We start from the raw sequence: 18352 nt of genomic DNA, 5'->3' as shown, positions 1-18352 counted from the left end.
TTTAAGTTAAAGTATCAATATACTCAATGTTTAAAATTAAATCATAAATTATTTGTTACTATAATGAATGAAAAACTATTTTGTTAACTAACTTAGGTGAATGACAATTAATGAAAATTTGGATTGATGGTGATGCCTGTCCAAAGGTAATTAAGCAAATTTTATTTCGTGCAGCCATGAAACGCCACATTTTGGTAATTATTGTCGCAAACCACTTAGCAACCATTCCACCTTCCCCCTTTATTAAAAGAGTTAAAGTTGACTCAGGATTTGATGGGGCAGATAAATACATTCTCGCTCATGTCCAAAGCCAAGATCTGGTAATTACTGCTGACATTATTTTGGCAGATCATATTATTACAAAACAAGCGTCTGCCCTTAACCCACGTGGCACGCTTTATTCTACCGATAATATAAAACAAACGCTCAGTATGCGTCATTTAAATGAATCTCTAAGAGAAAGTGGTTTAATTCGAGGAGGATTAGATACATTGAGTTCAAAAGAAATTCAGCATTTTTCGAACCACTTAGATCGCATTATTACCCACCTGCATCCATAGCTCATTCTCTTATCCTCTTAGACCTTAAAAATCTGGAGAAAAATCGGATTAGAGGACTCGCTTGTCTAACTAAAATTAATAATAAAAGGCTCAGCGGTTTTAGTAAGGGGATTATACTGAAGCCGATTGGTATAATTTAAATTTCTACCATATATATGTAATGAAATCGCCACAGAGTCAGAAACATTAACAACACTATGAATATCATTGGAATTAAAAGCAATAATATCCCCGGGAAAACAGGTAATGGCTTTATTTTCTTTCTTAATCTCTGCATAGCCCTCTTTAGTACCGTCATCAACACGGTTCCACAGATAGTTTTGTTCTACACCCACGACACAGCCTACTACACTCCAGGTTTTGTGATCATGCGGGATAATTTCTCGCCCAGGTTCCCAAGCAACTAAGTTAATCGCTAACGAATGATCTGATTCCTCAAAAATCAACCAAGAAGTAAATCCTTTTGTTGTATCAACGAGATAAAAATAATCTTCAAGCCAATCTGTTCTTTTCACCCAATTTTTTAAAATAAGTGAAACCTTTTCAATATTATAATGATCTTCGTGTTCTAAAATATTTAATTGCCTAAGTTCCTGTATCAAAGGAACCAATTGTGAAGGTGGATGATAATCCATATTATTACTCAAGAATCACCGTTCTTAATGAGCATAGCCTTTATAACTTAAAGAAACAAATCTCTTTTCTATTTTGATAAGCTCAACAGGTATAATCTTTATTTCTTAAAATTGGTTTTTCGTATCCCTCACGAGCAATTTTTATCATTGCCTGCCCTATCATTGAGTCGACGAAATAAGATTTGGAAAAAAATAACACAATATTGACAGTATGGGCTTTACTACACTATACCCCAACTTGAATACTAATTAAAAATCTACTACTCACCTTAGGCCTAGATATTCATTTTTATATCTTTAATCACTATATAAAATCTAAAATAGCCTAAAGTTACTTTTCCTAAAGCTTACAGTGAGTTAACATAACGAACAATCTGGAAGTTATATGTTTTCATAATTACAATATTGTGCATCACAATAGGAAAAAAGAAGACATTGTTCTTAAAAAATGATTTATTTCCATATTGCATAAGAAGACACTAAGCCTAGAGAACTAAAGGGAGGTACAATGGGCATGTTTAGAGAGATTGCAATCCGTTATTGTGAAAAAATATATGATGCCTACAAATTACAGGCAGATGAAAAAACTTATAAAGGTAAGGAAGCTGAATTATTAATCGAAAGAAATGAGTTCGCTCGATGTCTCATTAAAACAATTAAATCAAAGGAATTCGATGAGGATTATAATCAGTATTTTCAACAACTTTTAAATGAAATTACTACTACATTAGAACACGTTAATACTACTGTTATTGATTATAATAGCAAACACGGTACAGCATTTACATCCGATCTTTATGAATCATTTTTTACATCCAGTTTGAAAAACTTTATTAATGCTTTAAGCGATCTATATCAAAAAAGCCCTGAAATCATCAAAAACATTAAGGATAATTCATCGTTTAACAATAATAGAAGTGTACCCTGGATTTATCAATTTTCTTTTGTATTATATGAATACATTCTTGAAAAAGAATTCGAACTTGCTACTAATAAAACCGGTAGAGACATCTTCGATACAAAGATACAATTGATTCTTAAATATGTCCAAAATGCCACGAGTCTATATTCACGTTTTGAAAATAATGAAGAAGATAGTGAATACAAAGAACTTACAAAAATGTTACTGCAAAAAATGCAAACAGATGAAAATGATATCCAACGACGTAAATCGCAACCAAGCACAAGCTCGATGTATTCTTATTTTTCGCAAACATTTTATAAAGCCAGTGAAACAATAATGGGGAAAAGTCAGTTAGGAGAAAAAATCGATTTCTTGATAAAGGAGTTTAATGAACGGTCTATGACAAAGACTCTTCAGTGTTGTTAATCTTTAAATATCTCCTTAACTAATGTGAGATTTATGTTAACGCGATTACAATATATCATCTAAGGTTAGATGTATTTTTTCACAATAAAGCACAAAGATGAGATGGATCAATAACTGCAGATGAGCTACCCCCCACTGCCATTGACTTAAGAGTTTTATCATTTTCGCGAAGCAGAAATCTATCTCTATTTGAACATTGTGCGCGAGAACAACTACAAGTTCCTTAAGTCTTTAATTACATCAAGCAGATGCTCAACATCTGCTTACTCTCTTGCAGCTATAATCGAATAAAAAATGAGGTAATTTGCATTGTGCAGCCTCACTCATGGTAATCGGCAATAGAAGAAATCATCCTATTCAAATCCAATTTTTAATTTGATCACTAGTTGTTTTACAGCCAAACATACAGATAATACGATGTTTCACTTAAGAAATATTATAAAAATTCTTTGCAGTATTTGCGAAAAGAGATTGTTGTTCCTGGAGTGAGAAATCTTTAACAATGGTTTGATATGACTCATAAAGAGCCTTGGCTCCTTTTGAACATTTAGTAATAGGTAAATGACTGCCAAACATACATCGCGTCGGGCTAAAAATATCGATTGTTGTTTTTATCCAAGGAGCAATTTGAGTGAAAGACCATTCAAGACCAAAAATACACTCAATAGCAGTAATTTTCACAGAGACATTCTGACATTGACTTAAGCTTCGCATGTCTTTTTTCCATTTTGAAAAACCAGTTTGAGTTTGATCTAATGGCCAACCCAGGCAATGTAACGCGAATTTAATTGTAGGAAATTGTTCTGCATAATGAAGTACTGAGGGTATTTCGTGTGCATAAACTTCAAATTCAAAATTAAAAGGATAGTTTTTAAGAATTGCAAAAGACTCTTTTATAATAGGCTCTAGAAGAACCCCCGCCTTATCTGTATAACATCGATTAGAATTATTGGGATCCCAAAGCAAATGATCACGAACGGAACGTATCAAAGGGATTTTAAGATACTCATCCAGAAGCTGTGAAAGATTTTCATCACGTAGACTAATATTAGCAATTACTGCTGATAGCTGTGGATTCTGATTAGCAAGATCCTGAGCAAATTGCATTTCTTTGAGTGGGTCAGTTGAAACCAATTCAGCCATTACTAAACCATCGATTTGAAATTCGTTCATATCCCTAAAATAATCTGTAGGAAGATAGGATTCTGGTAGTTTTTGCTGATAATCTTTTCCCCATAATAATGCAAGATTCTCATCGTAATTTGCTAAAAAAGGATGATGATTTATTTTCTTATCGTAAAAATGGAAATGAGAATCTACAATTTTTAACACCATTCATACTCTCCCTGTTCTATTATATTATTATATTATGAATAATAATGATTATTATGAATGCATTTAATCCAACAGTTATCTTCAATTCCCAAGCTATTTTAGGGGAAAGCCCTATATGGTCAAAACTTGAAGAGGTACTATATTGGTTAGATTGTTTACAGCCTGCGATACATTGTTTTAACCCACGGACAGCCACCGATAAAGTTACTGTCTTAGACCAAATTGTAACGAGTATTGCTCTATATTCTTCAACCAGTTTACTGATTACTACTGAAAAAGGATACGCTTTTGCAAATCTTATAACAGGCTCCTTAGAGGATCTGGGTAATCCGTATGCCAATCAAGCGGTAATTTTTAATGATGGTAAATGTGATCGTGAAGGACGTTTTTGGTCAGGTACTGCAGCAAAAGATTGGCAATCTCCTATAGGAGTGCTTTTTCAATTATCCGCTGATTTAGTATTTAAACCTATGGACAAAGGCTTTATCTTGTCAAATGGTATAGGCTTTAGCCCCGACAATAAATATTTATATTTTTCTGATTCATTAACCCACACAATATATCGTTATGATTTTGATTTATCCTCTGGGGCAATTGCAAATAAAAAATCATTTATCAGCATTCCCGATTCCGAAGGATTACCCGACGGCATGACTGTTGATGCCCATGGTTTTTTATGGGTTGCCATGTGGGATGGGTGGGGCATTAATCGTTATGATCCACAAGGGAGGAAAGTGAACTCTATCGAGTTACCTATTCCTAGACCAACTAGTGTTGCTTTTGGCGATCGTAATCTTTCAACACTTTATATTACCTCAGCGCGCATGGGGCTTAGTGAGGAACAATTACAACAAAGTCCCTTCTCTGGGAATCTATTTGCAATGAAAACTCCTTTTAAGGGTTTACCTGAACCCCACTTCAAAGTGAACTCAAAACCCTCTTATTGAGTTTACATTTAGCATCTACAAAACAAAACGCTGTTCTACAATTTTATTGCAACATTAAATGTATTTGGCCAAAGATAGGCAATTTGTTGTACTTAGTTGAGAGAAAAACATCAAAACTTCAACAAACAGCCCTTTTTATATTAAAAGCATATTGAATAAAGCAGGCAAATGATATTACTATGAGCAATTTTTGGTGCTTATTTGATTGAGCAAAATTTTTATAAAGAAATAGGTTTAACTAGGTAATGAGTAAGAGTCTTTTTCGGGTTACAAAACGATTTATCTATTCTATTTTTTTATTATTCCTTTTTAAAATCTCTTGGGCAGCCCATCGCTACGATACCATCATTATTGGTGCTGGAGTGTCAGGCCTCACTGCAGCCAAACAATTACATGAGGCACAACAAGATGTACTGATTCTTGAAGCAAAAAATCGTATCGGCGGCAGAGTAGATACGAACTATAGCTGGGGATTCGCCATTGAATTAGGCGCTTCTTGGATTCATGGCATTGATCACAACCCATTAATCCCTTTGCTAGGCAAACTATCCATTGCGCCTACAAGCTATGATAACTCTAATCTAATAGCCATGCTCAAAGATTTTGCTTTGTATGATAGCAAGGGAAAACCTGTATCAGAATACGACTTACACCTATTTTCGAGTTTAACTTATGAGTTCTTACAGTACTGCCAAACTCGTAACAAGTTAATCACCTTTGAGCAAAATTTCACTGAATTTGCGAAACAAAAAAAATTAACCTTGAAACAAAGCTCCTTGTTATATTATGCGTTAGACAATATTTATACTTACGAATTTGCAGATAATTTGCCACAATTATCTCTTAACTCCTATTTTGTTTCTGAAAAATCAATTGCGACGGGTAAAAATGCCATTATTCCAGAAGGTTATTTCCAGATTTTTCAACAATTTTCGCAGCATATTCCCTTATATTTGAATCAAATTGTCCGAGAAATTGATTATGATGCAGATGGGGTTACAATTATAACCCAAAATGATACCTATCAGGCCGAACGAGTCGTCATCACCGTCTCCTTAGGAGTACTCAAATCCAATAAAATTCTATTTCGTCCTGACTTACCTAAAGACAAGCGGGATGCAATTGCTCAATTGAAAATGGGTAATTATGAAAAACTTTATTTATTATTTGATAAAGTTTTTTGGGATAAAGATAAAGAATGGATTGGTATGATACCCAATAATAAAGAAGAAGCATATAACATCTTCAATCTTTACAAATACACTCAAAAACCAATCCTTATCGTATTTACTAGTGGTAAGCTAGCGCGCAATATGGAAAAAGGACCGCTCACCCCATGGGTTATGCACCATCTACGACAGATTTATGGAAGTCATATTCCTGAACCGATAAAAACCAAAAGAACCCATTGGGCGAGCGATCCCTATACTCTGGGTAGTTATTCTTATTTACCTAAAGATGTCGATAAAAAGATGATTGCACTATTAGCCACACCCGTTGCGGGAAAACTCTATTTTGCTGGAGAAGCAACTTCCACAACGGATCTAAGCACCGTACATGGGGCTTATTTATCTGGGATTAGAGTGGCACATGAAGTGCTTACCCAAGTCCAAAAAAGCAAAAATTATACGATGACCAAGAATTAATGTATAGCAATACAGTGACAAACATTATTAACGTTAAAGATTAACTAAATAATGTACTGCTGCAAAAAATTATAAGCTTTTTTAGCGTACTCAAGCGGGGAAGCTTTGGCTGGATCTTGTTCTGCCTCAACAATCATCCATCCAGTATATTGATGTTTTTGTAAGGCTTTAAATATGGATGCAAATTCAAGAGAGCCATCACCTGGTACGGTAAACACCCCGTGGCGTACCGCATCCATAAAACTCAGTTGTTCTCGATCAACTTGGTCCAGAATATTTATGCGAATGTCTTTCAAATGAACATATAAAATACGCTCACTGTATTTATTAATTAAATCAACTGGCTCAATATCAGCAAATACAGCATGCCCGGTATCCAGTAATAAAGAAATTAATTGAGGGCTTGTATTCTCCATTAAAAAATCAATTTCATGCTCATAAAAAACTCCTGTTCCTGCATGGTAATGATAAACAAGACGCATATTAAAATCATAGGCAATACGTCCAATAGCATGAAGCCCCTGAATCAGACTCATCCACTGTTTTTCAGTAAACTTAGGTTTATAGTGACTTAAAATGGGTAATTCTGTTCCTTGAATAGCATGTCCACATTCGCAGACATTAATAAAGGAGGCGCCCATGGCTCTCATAAAGCTTAAATGCTCCATAAACCGCGATAAAGTATTTTCATATTGTTCTGGCTCTGTAAAAAAAGTACTAAACCACGCGCTGGATAATTGTAATCCATAATTATTGAGCGCATTTTTTAAAACAGACGTGTCTCGAGGGTATTTATTCCCTAGTTCTGTACCACTATAACCCGACTCCGCCATTTCACGAATGCATTGCTCGAAACTAATCTCTTTACCCAATTCTGGATCATCATCATTACACCAATTAATTGGTGCTATTCCTAATTTGACGTGCATCAATAATTCCTCTATTAAAAATCAAAAGTAAGATAACTATTCTTAGAAGACATTCTTGCATAGAAAAATTTGTAGGTTGGGCCTTGGCCCAACTTATAAAATTCAAACCGTAAGTTTTTATTGTTGAGCAAAGCCCAACCTACAATTTTATTTTTATTCACACACCAATGCCCATGCTGCACATGATTATTATCCTTCTTCAATATTCCCTAACCTGTTTCAATTGCTCGCACATCGCTTGATGTGCTTTAGTCACTTCTTCAGAATTCGATATTTCTGCAACCGCTACACGCCACCAAGTTTGATATCCATGACTCATGGTTTTAGGTAATATCGGTAATACAATCACTGAAGATTTTTTTTCGTTTCTAGCAACTTCCATTGCACCACTCAACTGTTCGTAAGAATTCACATAAAACGAGCGGGCTCCTAATCCTTCAGCATACTTACAAAAATCTATAGGTAAATAATTTCCTGATAACCGCTTCGTTTTATCCTCTCGAAAACGAAATTCATTGCCAAAACCTTGACTACCCTGACTTTCTTGTAAATTTCTAATGCATTGAAAACCATGATTATCAAAAATAATAATAATTATTTTTTTGTGTTCTTGAATACTAGTCAGTAGCTCCGAATGCATCATCACAAAACTACCATCACCCACTAAAACATACACTTCACCTGGATTATTTTCTTTAGCGAGTCTCACTCCTAAACCTGCAGCAACTTCATAACCCATACAGGAATAAGCGTATTCCAGATGATAGTCTTTCGGTGTTTTGGATTGCCAAAATCGATGCAAATCTCCTGGCAAACTCCCTGCCGCACAAATAATGACGTCATCTTCAGTGACCATTTCATTGAACAGACTAATAACCTTAATTTGAGATAAACCACTTTCTGAAGCATGAGATGTCGCACAAATACGTTTTAATTCTTTCTGCCATTCCTTTTGATAATGCCCTACCAATTGCTGATAGTCTTTAGAAGTTTGATAACTTCCCAATTTTTTTCCTAATTGCTCTAAACCGGTTTTTGCATCCCCTTTCAACATGAAACCATTCATTTTTAATGCATCAAAACGGGAAACATTAAGGTGAATGATCTGGCATGCTTCATTTTTAAAGCCCCATTTGGACGCAGTAGTAAAATCCTGTAAACGAGAGCCTATTACTAAGATCATATCAGCTTGAGAGGCAAGAATATTTGCTACTTCAGAACCAGTAACCCCTATTCCTCCTACATTCATAGGATGACTTGCTGGCAAAGCACTTTTGCCCGCCTGTGTTTCAGCCACTGGAATCTTATGGTGTTGCGCAAATTGCGATAAAACATCTGTAGCAAAAGAATAATGGACTCCACCCCCTGCTATGATTAATGGCTTTTTTGCTTTAAGAATAAGTTGAGTCGTATCATCGAGCGCACGCTCACTGACAGGCTCTCTATCAATGTGCCAAAAACGTTTTTCAAAAAAAGAATCTTCGTAATCATATGCTTCTGACTGTACATCCTGTGGTAAACATAAAGTAACTGTACCTGTTTCAACCGGATCTGTTAACACCCTCATTGCATTCATGCACGCAGTCATTAATTGCTCTGGTCGAACAATTCTATCCCAATATTTACTCACTGGTTTAAAACAATCATTAACCGATAACGCATAATCATGTGATATCTCAAGTTGTTGTAAGACAGGATCCGGTTGTCTGCAGCTAAATACATCCCCTGGCAGTAGCAATAAAGGGATTCTATTTGTGGTTGCCGTTGCCGCAGCAGTAATCATATTGGTAGCACCAGGGCCTATAGATGAAGTACAGGCAAAAATGCTTAATCTATTTTTCTGTTTTGCATAAGCGGTCGCTGCATGTGCCATTCCTTGTTCATTATGGCCTTGATAATAAGTCAAACCGTAGCTATCATACTCAAGAGCCTCACCTAAACCAGTCACATTACCATGCCCAAAAATGCCAAATATTCCTGCAATAAATCGATGTTCTTCGCCATCCATTACTACGTATTGATTGGCCAAAAATCGCAATAAAGCCTGAGCCATAGTTAATCGAATCTTCATCAATGCTAATCCTTCTTTTTCCATACCCTATTATTTGCTTTATCTGTTCTTGTCCATTCATGCTCTTTTAGAAAAGTTGGAGTACTGTAAGGATTATCTGTTAAATGCCGAATAAACCAAAGTGTATAAAGAGTATATCCTGGAGCGGTACAATGAGCATGAGTCTGACCAGGAGCAATTTGATACGTATCATAATGCTCAATACGTAAAACCTCTTCCCCATTTTCACCAAACGCGTAGCCTTGTGGCTCTGAGAAACGATAGTGATAAATTTCGGGTTGATCATGATAATGAGAGGGATAACTTGACCAGCGCCCCTGAAAAGTAATAATTTCTCCAACAACTAAATTAGACTCTGGTCTATTACGTTTATCGAATACCGTTCTCACAATACGATATGAACTGTCATCTAAAATACCTTTTCCCCGATTATCTAACTCCAGAAGGTTGGATTTATCAAATAATAAAGGAGCAAATGACGCATTATTTTCTGTTTCGATCAATAAAATCTCACAATCAGTCAGAGCTTCAACTGAAGCTATTTGACCTGAAGCGCAATGTAAAACTATAGGCTCCTGAAGAAAATAATCATATCTATCCACTTGTTGACTTTGTTCGGCATAATGAAATACTACCTTCCCAGTCATTAATAAAGCAGCGAATTCATAATGTTCATTAAATGAATATTTTTCTCCTGCAATCAGTTTTAAAGCACTAAAACTCATGCTCTCCATTGCTAAAGAATCCATAGTCACAATCGTATTACATCCTTGCTTAAAACCTTGTGGATTTTTAATAAGTCCATGCGAATTTCGTTTAGCTCTTTTTTGGTGCAATTGAGTCAAATAATTACTCCTCCAAATCTGTGGCTGTTCATCAAAATGTTGAATGAAATAGTCCAACTCTTCTTTATAGGGAATAGCCGGAGCACAGCCATGACGAGTTACTACTAAGGCTCCGCTAGCGTTAGCACAAGTAGTAGCAACCTCCCAAGACTTGCCGTACAAAAGAGCCGATAAAAGACCCGCCATAAAACCATCTCCTGCACCAAGTACATTAAGCACTTCAACCGGAAATGGTTTGGTCTTTAAGGGTTGATTATGATTTGCAAAATAAACGTCACAACCTTTTTCACCTAGCTTTACAACTACAGGTGCCTGAGTCAATGCTCTTATTTTCTCTAATGCCTTTACGACCTCATCACAGCCACCCGCGATACAAATCTCCTCTTCGGTACCTACGATTAAATCACAAAATGATAAAATACGTTGATAAGTAGTACTTACTCTTTGGCTATGAGCATACCTCGTCTCCCCATCGCCTACCTGCATTAATCCCCAAAGAACAGGACGATAATCCAGATCAAAAATTACTGCTGTTTCAGCGTGTTTCGCAAGTTGGATCACTTCTTCAGTTGTCTGTAACATAGTAGCGGTAGATAAGCCCGTCCCGGTCACTAAAATGGCTTTTGCTTGCTGAAGTACTTCACTCTTTATATGATGCGTCTTAATTTGCATATCCGCACAATCAGTACGATAAAACATTAAGGGAAATTCTTTAGGGGGCTTTATACCTAATAATACAAGTCCGGTTAAATGATGTTCAGTTTCTTGGAGTAAATCAATATTTACCCCTTCAGTTTCTAATTCCTTTTTTAGAAAACATCCCATCTCATCCTTACCAATGCAAGAAAACATCATGCATTTAAGGCCAAGGCGAGCCCCACCCACAGCAATATTTCCAGCACAACCGCCTAAATATTTTTTAAACCTTTCTACATCCCTTAAGGCAGTCCCAATTTGTTCTGAATAAAGATCAACTGCAACACGACCCATACAAATCAAATCTATTGGTCGTTCCGCATCAAAATAAAATGGTGGGAAAATCATGTCTATCCTCAACTCAAAAAAACAGGCAATTTAGTCACTAAAGATTGCTTTGCTGCTTGTGCTATTCGCAAAGCTTGCAAGCCATCTTTTCCAGAAGCAGGGCTGGGTTTATTATTCAACCAGGCATCATAAAACGAACGTAACTCGGCTATAAACGCTTGATGATAACGTTCAAGAAAAAAATATTTCGGATTCGCTTGTTCGGTACCTGTATTTGAATAATAAAACACGGAATGCGTTAATTGATTCGTAGCTAATAACATTCCTTCTTTACCAAATACTTCTATACGTTGATCATAGCCATAAACGGCCTGACGACTGTTATCAATAACTCCCATAGCACCGTTCGCAAAACGCATTTGTATGATTGCGGTATCCACATCATTCAATGCTTCAAAATCAGGGTTAATAAGCACTGCACCTGTGGCATACACTTCAACAACTTCTGATTGCGTTAAAAAACGTGCCATATCAAAATCGTGAATGCTCATATCCATAAATATACCGCCTGAGTTTTTACAATATTCCTGAGTAGGGCAAGCAGGATCACGAGAAGTAATTTTAACGACATGAACAGCACCAATTTCACCAGCTTGCACCTGTTTTTGCAGATAAGAAAAATTTGGATCAAAGCGTCGGTTAAAACCAACCTGTAATAAAGTATTGTTCGCCTCAATTGTCTTTAAGGCATCTATAATTTCTCCTTCATTCAAGCCTATCGGTTTTTCGCAAAATACAGCCTTATCTGCTTCGCTAGCTGCTTTAATTTGCACTGTATGTAAATTCGCGGGGGAAGCAATAAGCACTGCATCTAAATCCCGATGAAAAATGACTTCTTCAGCATGATGATACTGACCTTGAATTGACAGTTGATTTGCCCATTCTCTATCTAAATAAGGATCTGCGATAGCGGATAATTCATATTCTGGTAAATGATATTTAATATTTTCTGCATGTAATTTTCCAATACGTCCTGCGCCAATAATACCAATACGACATCTTCTTTGTTGATTGATACAATCCATTTTAATCTCTCATTAATTCAAAATTTTTAATTTTTATTGGATTCGATAATTGTTTGCCAATAGCTCTAATTTTTTTACCTGACATCAAATTTTTTTCTATTTTCTCCAAAGAAACACCAGCGGTTTCCGGTACAAAATAATAAATAAAGAAAAAAGCGCATAAACATAATGAACCAAATAAAGCAAAAGTAAGCATTTGCCCTAAATTTTGGTAAATAGCCAAAAAAGATATGGAAACTAAAAAATTTGCCCCCCACTGCACTACTGTAGCAATACTCATTGCTAAACCACGTACATGCAAAGGATAAATTTCAGAGATTAAAACCCAGAATAAAGATCCTACACTAATACAGTAACCCATGATGTAGACTGATAAGAAACCCAGTACCCAGAATTTTTGATGTGGCACGACCGAACTAAATAATAAAGCAACGACAAAGAGACTAAACGCAGCAATCAAAGTACCACTTAATAATAAAAAACGTCGTCCTAATTTATCGACACACAACAAAGTCAGTACGGTAAATAAAAAATTAACTACTCCCATACAAAAAGTTGCCAAAATGGCTTGAGAAACTGGATAAAAACCTGCGGATTCAAAGATAACTGGTCCATAGTACATTACGGCGTTAATCCCTGAGAGTTGCTGAAATACTCCTAAAATAATTCCGACTGCTAAAACGAAAACAATTGGCGGTTTAAGTAACAAACTATAGCTTGGCTGAATTTTCTTTATGTGGCTATAAATTTCTTCTATTTCTTGTTGAATGTTATAACCGCAAGGACGAATACGTTTTAAGGTTTTTATTGTTTCATCTACTCCATATTGTTTCATTATCCAACGAGGTGAATGAGGCACAAAATACATTCCTATAAATAATACCAATGCAGGAATCCCACCTATTGCGAATAAAAATCTCCAGCTGTTTATAGAATACTCATGAAGAAAGTAGCCAATTAAATACGCTATAGCCTGACCGAAGGTAATCGTTAAGCCATTGATCAAAATTAATGTTCCTCTTTTGTTAGGAGGAGCGATTTCTGCAATAAATAATGGAGCTACATAAGAAGCAATGCCGATACAAATTCCAATAATAAAGCGTCCTGCTAATAATACGATTAAAGAATTGGTCAAAGCACATAAGATTGTTCCTATAATAAAGCCTAAAGCGACTGTTTTTAAAAGGCAGCGTCGACTTATCTTATCCGCAAAAAAGCCACTTACCGGAATACCAAGAATACATCCAATTAGACTAATGCTGACTACCTGAGACCATTGCCACTCTGAAAGAGACAATTGGGCCATAACCTGATCTTTAACATCTGCGATGACACTGGAATCAAACCCAAATAAAAAACCTCCAAACCCAGCAATCGAGGCAACAAAAAAAATGAATGAATTTACTCCCTTATGCATAAGTGCTACTTTCCTTAGCTCATACTTAATCGTTGATGATGTTATCACCTTCTATAGGGAATAAACAGCAAATAATGGTACCGAAAATAATCATTTTTTCATTAAAATATGCATTCTCTTGAGGATTAAAACAGCGGCTTTGTTAGGGTAAAATCAAAATAGCCAAAAGATGTTACTATGGTTTTAAAACCATTTTTCAGCATCTGATTCTTGATGTTCAAAGGTTGAAAATTTGTGCATCACTAATTTCTACGGAGGCACAAAAGAGCCGCAAATTTCTTGCCCTTTTAGTAAACATCGAATGAGTTGATTTTACTCGCACTGTGCTCACTAAAATACGTGTGTTTTGAACCATGTCTCAGTTCAACAGAGGCCGAAAAAGAGTCTTAATTTGTTCGCTGCTCCTATTAATCCTATATATCAATAAATTGGATAACCCACAATAAAACTATTTCTTTGCTATTATTAAACAAAGTACTGCTTAAATATGGAGAATGAATTATGGCTGACATCAAGACATGGGGGGAGTTTGAAGGGGCAATAAAAGAAATAATAACTGCAATTGTAAATAAGACGAACCCACCTAACGATTATCAGGCAACAGTACGAACACAATCTTTGTATTCTACACTTTCTCCGGCCATCAATGAATACTATAGACAAATGAAGACGGGTGAACTCGGTGAACCTAATGAAGAAAATCTTAACAAAATGATGAACTTGTTTTGGAATAGGTTGAAAAATAACAGTACCGTTGAAGATCAAAAAATGAACAAAGATGCTTTTTTTAAAGCCATGAATGAACAAATCATAGATCATCAACAACAATTTGCGAATCACAAAAATACGATTGACTCTATAGCCTGCTTTAGATTTGCTGCAGATGGCAGACTTGATGATGGTGAATATTGGTCCTTAGAAAATTTGGGTAATTTGGCAAGCACCATGGAGTCCTTAGATGTTCCTCTTACCATTGACAGCAAAGATGTAAGAAAAGCAATTATGGGTGAACTAGGTAATCACGCTACCAGACAATGTGGTCAGCCTATGGATGAAGAAGAGGTCACTGTCTATCTGTGCGGTGGTTATGGGGGGGGAGGTAGTTCAGAAGAAGATAAAAATGACATAGGCCATGGACAGCTTCTACCCGAACATATGTGGATAGAAGTACATAGAAAGGGTAAACCTACAATCTCTATAGATACCTTCCCAAGCAGACCACCTAAGACAATGATTGGTGCTAGACTTAATGAAAATTTTGAGGGTCCTCCATCTGAGCCTCGTCGTATTCATACCGATGACAAAACATTTAAACAAAAAATTCCCGGGTTACCATTAGGGGTTATGCAAGCATTAGCTAAGGAAGATTATACAATTCTTAACAATAAACACATGAGAACAGTAAGTAATCCTGGAGGGTTATTTATCAAGCGAGATGGGACTTTATTGAAAAATGCTGAAGCGGTAAACACATTTGATCGACTTACAAACCCGTTGAATGCTTTGCTTCAAGACTGCAATGCCATTAAGCCTGAACGAATAGTAAAATCTAAAACGATGACAGAGGCCAAAGAATGCAAAAAAGATCTACTCGAAGCATTAAAAAAGCTTGAGAATCAAAAAAATACCTTGGTTAAGGAAGAAGATAAAATTGCACTTCAAGAAAAAATTGACGAGAAAAGACTAAAAATTGGGGAACTATTTACCGAAAAGGAAAAGATCGGCAAAACCATAGAGAACGTAAAAACCGCTGCAGAAAAATATTTACAATGGTCTACCGCAAACGCTACAGGCTGGCGACTCACTAATTGGTCTTATGGTTCGTATGGAAGAGAACAAGCAGACAAATTAATAAAAATGATTGAGCAGGATAGGCCTATGGCCGAAATATTAAAAGCAACGCATGAAATAGTTAACACTTCAGGTGTTAATGCGAACTCATTTACTCGTTATTTACATGATGCACTTCACACTGAAGAACAAAAGCTAGTTGGTCGAGAGACTCTTACTGATAAATTTAAAAACTATAAGGCACAACTGGAAGTTGAATTAAATGATTTGGAAATAACAGAGGAGAGAAACAATCGAATCAGACTTAACTAACGAATTCTAGATACACAAGCATTAAATGCAGTAGCAGTTCAAACGTGCTCTGACAGCTTCCGGGTTTTTAAGAAGTATCTGTCAGATCAAATTTAGTTTATAAATTGCTCCATCTCGATGAATTATGATATGCATCTAAAATGTCGAGATGGAAAAATTGTGCTGACAATTAACAATAGAATTTAATGAATTAGTTGAACTTCATACCATCAACATGTTCAATAAACTCCTCAAGATTTTCCTCTTTTTGTTTTATCACTTCATCCATTTCTTTTATAAAATGAACCACATCCTCAAGAACAAAATGCCGTCCTTGATATTTGACATAACCAATGTAACGTTGGGCTATTTCTCTACACTTTTCTGGAGAATACTCTTCACTCCCATGAAGTCCTTCTTGATACATTTTTCTCAACACCTTTGCTACCCTTGGTCCTGTTTGTTTGTTTTCTCGAATATATCTGGCAATTTCCTCAGGATAAGCCCTTTGAATTGTTGTAGACGGTTTTTTGAACAGAGTATGTTGAGAAAACTTACTGACCATTTCTTTTTGAGATTGGCTTGGCCTTTCCTCAGTATTGGTAATATCTGGAGGTGATAATTCTTTTTTCTCTGAAGCTACTGGAGTAAGATGTGGTCGTGTAGTGAGCAATGATTCACATTGAATCAATCCCGAACTTATTTTTTTGTCTGCCATCAAGGTGGGAATACATTCGAGCAAGGCAGTGAAAAAATGAGCGAGCAAAACTCTCCAATAGGGATAATTACCTAATATTGGCATCATCTTACCAAGAATTTGCATCGAATCGCTCATTGCTTTCTCTTTCGCTTCTTGACTAGGATTATCTTTCATGGCACCTATTTGAACTCTTAAAGCATGAATCCAATCGCTTGAAATACTGGCCTGTTTTTCTGAGCCTTGTGGTATACTTTCATACTCCATCTGCATGTCATCAAGTAATTGATAAAGTCTTTGTTCTTGAGGAGTGTACTTTAATACAAATATTGAATCAGGTATGATCGAAGTCCAATGAACATTACCTTTATTATTTACAATCATTTCTGGACTTCCAGATTGATCGTAGGAAATTCCATCATTTCGATACAGATGTAAGATAATCTCTCTATCGTATAAAATATGAGCTCTCCCCTCTTGATTCCGAACTAAATGTTCTCCTTGAATCGCACGATGGAGGACGAAAAGCGTTTCTTCTGTGCCCCATACACCGTTTTGTTGGAGATGATGAGCATATTGATCCAAATGCTTGTCTTCTTCTCCTAAAAAAAACTCGATTGTCTCATTTCTCAGAATATTATCTAAAAGAGTTCTTTTTTGAGATTGAATCTCACGTTCAGTGAGTTCTTTTTTCTGTTGTATGCATTCTAGTTCTTTAATGCTCCACTGACGATTGAATTTTTCAACAACATAAGGCAATCGAGCTAAAGAATACTCATGCATTGCTATGTCCATGCCTTTGACCTTATAGATTTCTGCTCCAATATAATCAGGATTATCAAACTCATGCTCAATAAGATGGGACAATTCTGAGCTATTAATCCGCATAGAACATTTAAAACAAAACTCTAACCCATAATGAGCAGAAGAAAATAAAGGAGTATCTTGAGGAGACAATTTAAATTCCTTTTTTGTATATTCTGCCGCTAAATTTCGAGTTGCTTTTCCAAGAATAGGTTCAATGATATTTTTAATCTCAGAAGAGGAAAACTCTTGGTCTGACTTCTTAGATAATAGAACTCGTAAACGAACTTTTTCCTCTTCTCCAAGTTTTAATGTATTAAAAATATCTTCAGCTACATCAGGAATATTCTTGGCTCGTAGAAAATACATTAAAGAAATACTATACGCATAATACATGCAATTGCCTTTACCACTATTATCCACTTGAAACATATTTACCCCTTTTTGGAAGTTGTTAATCCCTTCGTACAAGACAATATTGAGTGTTTGGACTAATTCCCGATGTATATCGGCCTAACCACAGTATCTAGATCACTTAGAAAGGCTATGGACAAGACACAACATATAGGGTTTGAAGTTTTGTCCAGTGCAAAGTGTTAATCCTTAATTTTGTTCTGTTTTAGTAATTTTTTTATCCTCCTTGATAAAATAATGAAGATTAAAGTTTATGTTGTTTTAATAGTGAAAGGCTGATATTGATCAGTCATATAAGTCATTGGGTTGTATCGTTGTATCTCTAATCTTAAGATCTTTTTGACATGCAATAGGGCATTGATTCTTGTGAAGTAAACGGTGACATTTTCATCCATGGTGTCTACTTGTATGATGAGATCGCAACATGTTGACACAACATTAATCCTTTAGTTTTTATTTAGCATAAAATGCAATTTATACGATCAAAATGACATATGCAATATCTTTATGCCATTATCCAATCAATAAGCGCTAATTATGGTATACATTGATTTCCTTAATTCTGAGTTCT

The 18352-nt window shown here is 35.7% G+C and carries 14 protein-coding genes; 5 read left to right on the top strand and 9 right to left on the bottom strand.

All coding sequences use genetic code 11. The features are described from left to right. Window positions 1–110 precede the first annotated feature (110 nt). The gene (locus DYH34_RS06450) at window positions 111–560 is read left to right on the top strand and encodes a YaiI/YqxD family protein (RefSeq protein WP_058466076.1); all 450 of its coding nucleotides are present in this window, start codon (window positions 111–113) and stop codon (window positions 558–560) included. A gap of 65 nt (window positions 561–625) precedes the next feature. Here DYH34_RS06450 and DYH34_RS06445 read toward each other — a convergent pair whose 3' ends face one another. Beyond that, the gene (locus DYH34_RS06445; RefSeq protein ID WP_058466075.1) at window positions 626–1195 is read right to left on the bottom strand and encodes a cysteine dioxygenase family protein; all 570 of its coding nucleotides are present in this window, start codon (window positions 1193–1195) and stop codon (window positions 626–628) included. A gap of 508 nt (window positions 1196–1703) precedes the next feature. Here DYH34_RS06445 and DYH34_RS06435 point away from each other — a divergent pair. Then, window positions 1704–2525, top strand: a complete 822-nt coding sequence (locus DYH34_RS06435) for a hypothetical protein (protein WP_058466074.1) — start codon at window positions 1704–1706, stop codon at window positions 2523–2525. A gap of 426 nt (window positions 2526–2951) precedes the next feature. Here the strand turns inward: DYH34_RS06435 and DYH34_RS06430 are convergent, their stop codons facing one another. Next, window positions 2952–3860 (bottom strand): amidohydrolase family protein, encoded by a 909-nt coding sequence (locus tag DYH34_RS06430; RefSeq protein ID WP_058466073.1) that lies wholly within the window; start codon window positions 3858–3860, stop codon window positions 2952–2954. A gap of 53 nt (window positions 3861–3913) precedes the next feature. Between DYH34_RS06430 and DYH34_RS06425 the strand changes: the two genes are divergently transcribed. Continuing rightward, window positions 3914–4807, top strand: coding sequence for an SMP-30/gluconolactonase/LRE family protein (locus DYH34_RS06425; RefSeq protein WP_058466292.1), 894 nt, complete (start codon window positions 3914–3916; stop codon window positions 4805–4807). A 245-nt stretch (window positions 4808–5052) separates the two neighbouring features. Further along, window positions 5053–6453: a flavin monoamine oxidase family protein gene (locus DYH34_RS06420; protein ID WP_058466072.1), complete on the top strand. Its 1401-nt coding sequence runs from the start codon at window positions 5053–5055 to the stop codon at window positions 6451–6453. A gap of 44 nt (window positions 6454–6497) precedes the next feature. Here the strand turns inward: DYH34_RS06420 and iolE are convergent, their stop codons facing one another. The 5 genes from iolE to DYH34_RS06395 all read right to left on the bottom strand — a co-directional run bounded on the left by iolE (window position 6498) and on the right by DYH34_RS06395 (window position 13784). Then, window positions 6498–7382: a myo-inosose-2 dehydratase gene (gene iolE / locus DYH34_RS06415; RefSeq protein ID WP_058466071.1), complete on the bottom strand. Its 885-nt coding sequence runs from the start codon at window positions 7380–7382 to the stop codon at window positions 6498–6500. Between the two features lie 199 nt (window positions 7383–7581). Next, a complete protein-coding gene (gene iolD, locus DYH34_RS06410; RefSeq protein ID WP_058466291.1) occupies window positions 7582–9453 on the bottom strand; it encodes a 3D-(3,5/4)-trihydroxycyclohexane-1,2-dione acylhydrolase (decyclizing) in 1872 nt (623 codons plus the stop codon). A 5-nt stretch (window positions 9454–9458) separates the two neighbouring features. Next, entirely contained in the window at window positions 9459–11342 is a 1884-nt protein-coding gene (iolC, locus tag DYH34_RS06405; protein ID WP_058466070.1) for a 5-dehydro-2-deoxygluconokinase, read from the bottom strand. Between the two features lie 8 nt (window positions 11343–11350). Next, a complete protein-coding gene (gene iolG, locus DYH34_RS06400) occupies window positions 11351–12367 on the bottom strand; it encodes an inositol 2-dehydrogenase (protein ID WP_058466069.1) in 1017 nt (338 codons plus the stop codon). Between the two features lies 1 nt (window position 12368). Then, on the bottom strand, window positions 12369–13784 hold the full coding sequence (locus DYH34_RS06395) for a sugar porter family MFS transporter (protein ID WP_058466068.1): 1416 nt from the start codon (window positions 13782–13784) through the stop codon (window positions 12369–12371). Between the two features lie 501 nt (window positions 13785–14285). Between DYH34_RS06395 and DYH34_RS06390 the strand changes: the two genes are divergently transcribed. Next, window positions 14286–15887 (top strand): hypothetical protein, encoded by a 1602-nt coding sequence (locus DYH34_RS06390; RefSeq protein WP_058466067.1) that lies wholly within the window; start codon window positions 14286–14288, stop codon window positions 15885–15887. A gap of 190 nt (window positions 15888–16077) precedes the next feature. Here the strand turns inward: DYH34_RS06390 and DYH34_RS06385 are convergent, their stop codons facing one another. Both DYH34_RS06385 and DYH34_RS17890 read right to left on the bottom strand, forming a co-directional pair. Next, window positions 16078–17799, bottom strand: a complete 1722-nt coding sequence (locus tag DYH34_RS06385) for an OTU domain-containing protein (RefSeq protein WP_058466066.1) — start codon at window positions 17797–17799, stop codon at window positions 16078–16080. Window positions 17800–18032: 233 nt separating this feature from the next. After that, the gene (locus DYH34_RS17890) at window positions 18033–18215 is read right to left on the bottom strand and encodes a hypothetical protein (RefSeq protein WP_131775157.1); all 183 of its coding nucleotides are present in this window, start codon (window positions 18213–18215) and stop codon (window positions 18033–18035) included. Window positions 18216–18352: the final 137 nt, after the last annotated feature.

Source organism: Legionella cincinnatiensis (assembly GCF_900452415.1).
Taxonomy (GTDB): Bacteria; Pseudomonadota; Gammaproteobacteria; order Legionellales; family Legionellaceae; genus Legionella; species Legionella cincinnatiensis.
Note: the sequence above shows the minus strand (reverse complement) of the source record. Positions and strands in the feature narration are given on the sequence as shown.

What these genes read in the sequence shown, in the direction of transcription:
- iolE (WP_058466071.1), bottom strand. Translation starts at nt 7,382, where the DNA reads ATGCACGTCAAATTAGGAATAGCACCAATTAATTGGTGTAATGATGAT.
- DYH34_RS06430 (WP_058466073.1), bottom strand. Translation starts at nt 3,860, where the DNA reads ATGGTGTTAAAAATTGTAGATTCTCATTTCCATTTTTACGATAAGAAA.
- DYH34_RS06450 (WP_058466076.1), top strand. Translation starts at nt 111, where the DNA reads ATGAAAATTTGGATTGATGGTGATGCCTGTCCAAAGGTAATTAAGCAA.
- DYH34_RS06395 (WP_058466068.1), bottom strand. Translation starts at nt 13,784, where the DNA reads ATGCATAAGGGAGTAAATTCATTCATTTTTTTTGTTGCCTCGATTGCT.
- DYH34_RS06390 (WP_058466067.1), top strand. Translation starts at nt 14,286, where the DNA reads ATGGCTGACATCAAGACATGGGGGGAGTTTGAAGGGGCAATAAAAGAA.
- DYH34_RS06435 (WP_058466074.1), top strand. Translation starts at nt 1,704, where the DNA reads ATGGGCATGTTTAGAGAGATTGCAATCCGTTATTGTGAAAAAATATAT.
- DYH34_RS06420 (WP_058466072.1), top strand. Translation starts at nt 5,053, where the DNA reads ATGAGTAAGAGTCTTTTTCGGGTTACAAAACGATTTATCTATTCTATT.
- iolD (WP_058466291.1), bottom strand. Translation starts at nt 9,453, where the DNA reads ATGAAGATTCGATTAACTATGGCTCAGGCTTTATTGCGATTTTTGGCC.
- DYH34_RS06425 (WP_058466292.1), top strand. Translation starts at nt 3,914, where the DNA reads ATGAATGCATTTAATCCAACAGTTATCTTCAATTCCCAAGCTATTTTA.
- iolG (WP_058466069.1), bottom strand. Translation starts at nt 12,367, where the DNA reads ATGGATTGTATCAATCAACAAAGAAGATGTCGTATTGGTATTATTGGC.
- iolC (WP_058466070.1), bottom strand. Translation starts at nt 11,342, where the DNA reads ATGATTTTCCCACCATTTTATTTTGATGCGGAACGACCAATAGATTTG.
- DYH34_RS06445 (WP_058466075.1), bottom strand. Translation starts at nt 1,195, where the DNA reads ATGGATTATCATCCACCTTCACAATTGGTTCCTTTGATACAGGAACTT.
- DYH34_RS06385 (WP_058466066.1), bottom strand. Translation starts at nt 17,799, where the DNA reads ATGTTTCAAGTGGATAATAGTGGTAAAGGCAATTGCATGTATTATGCG.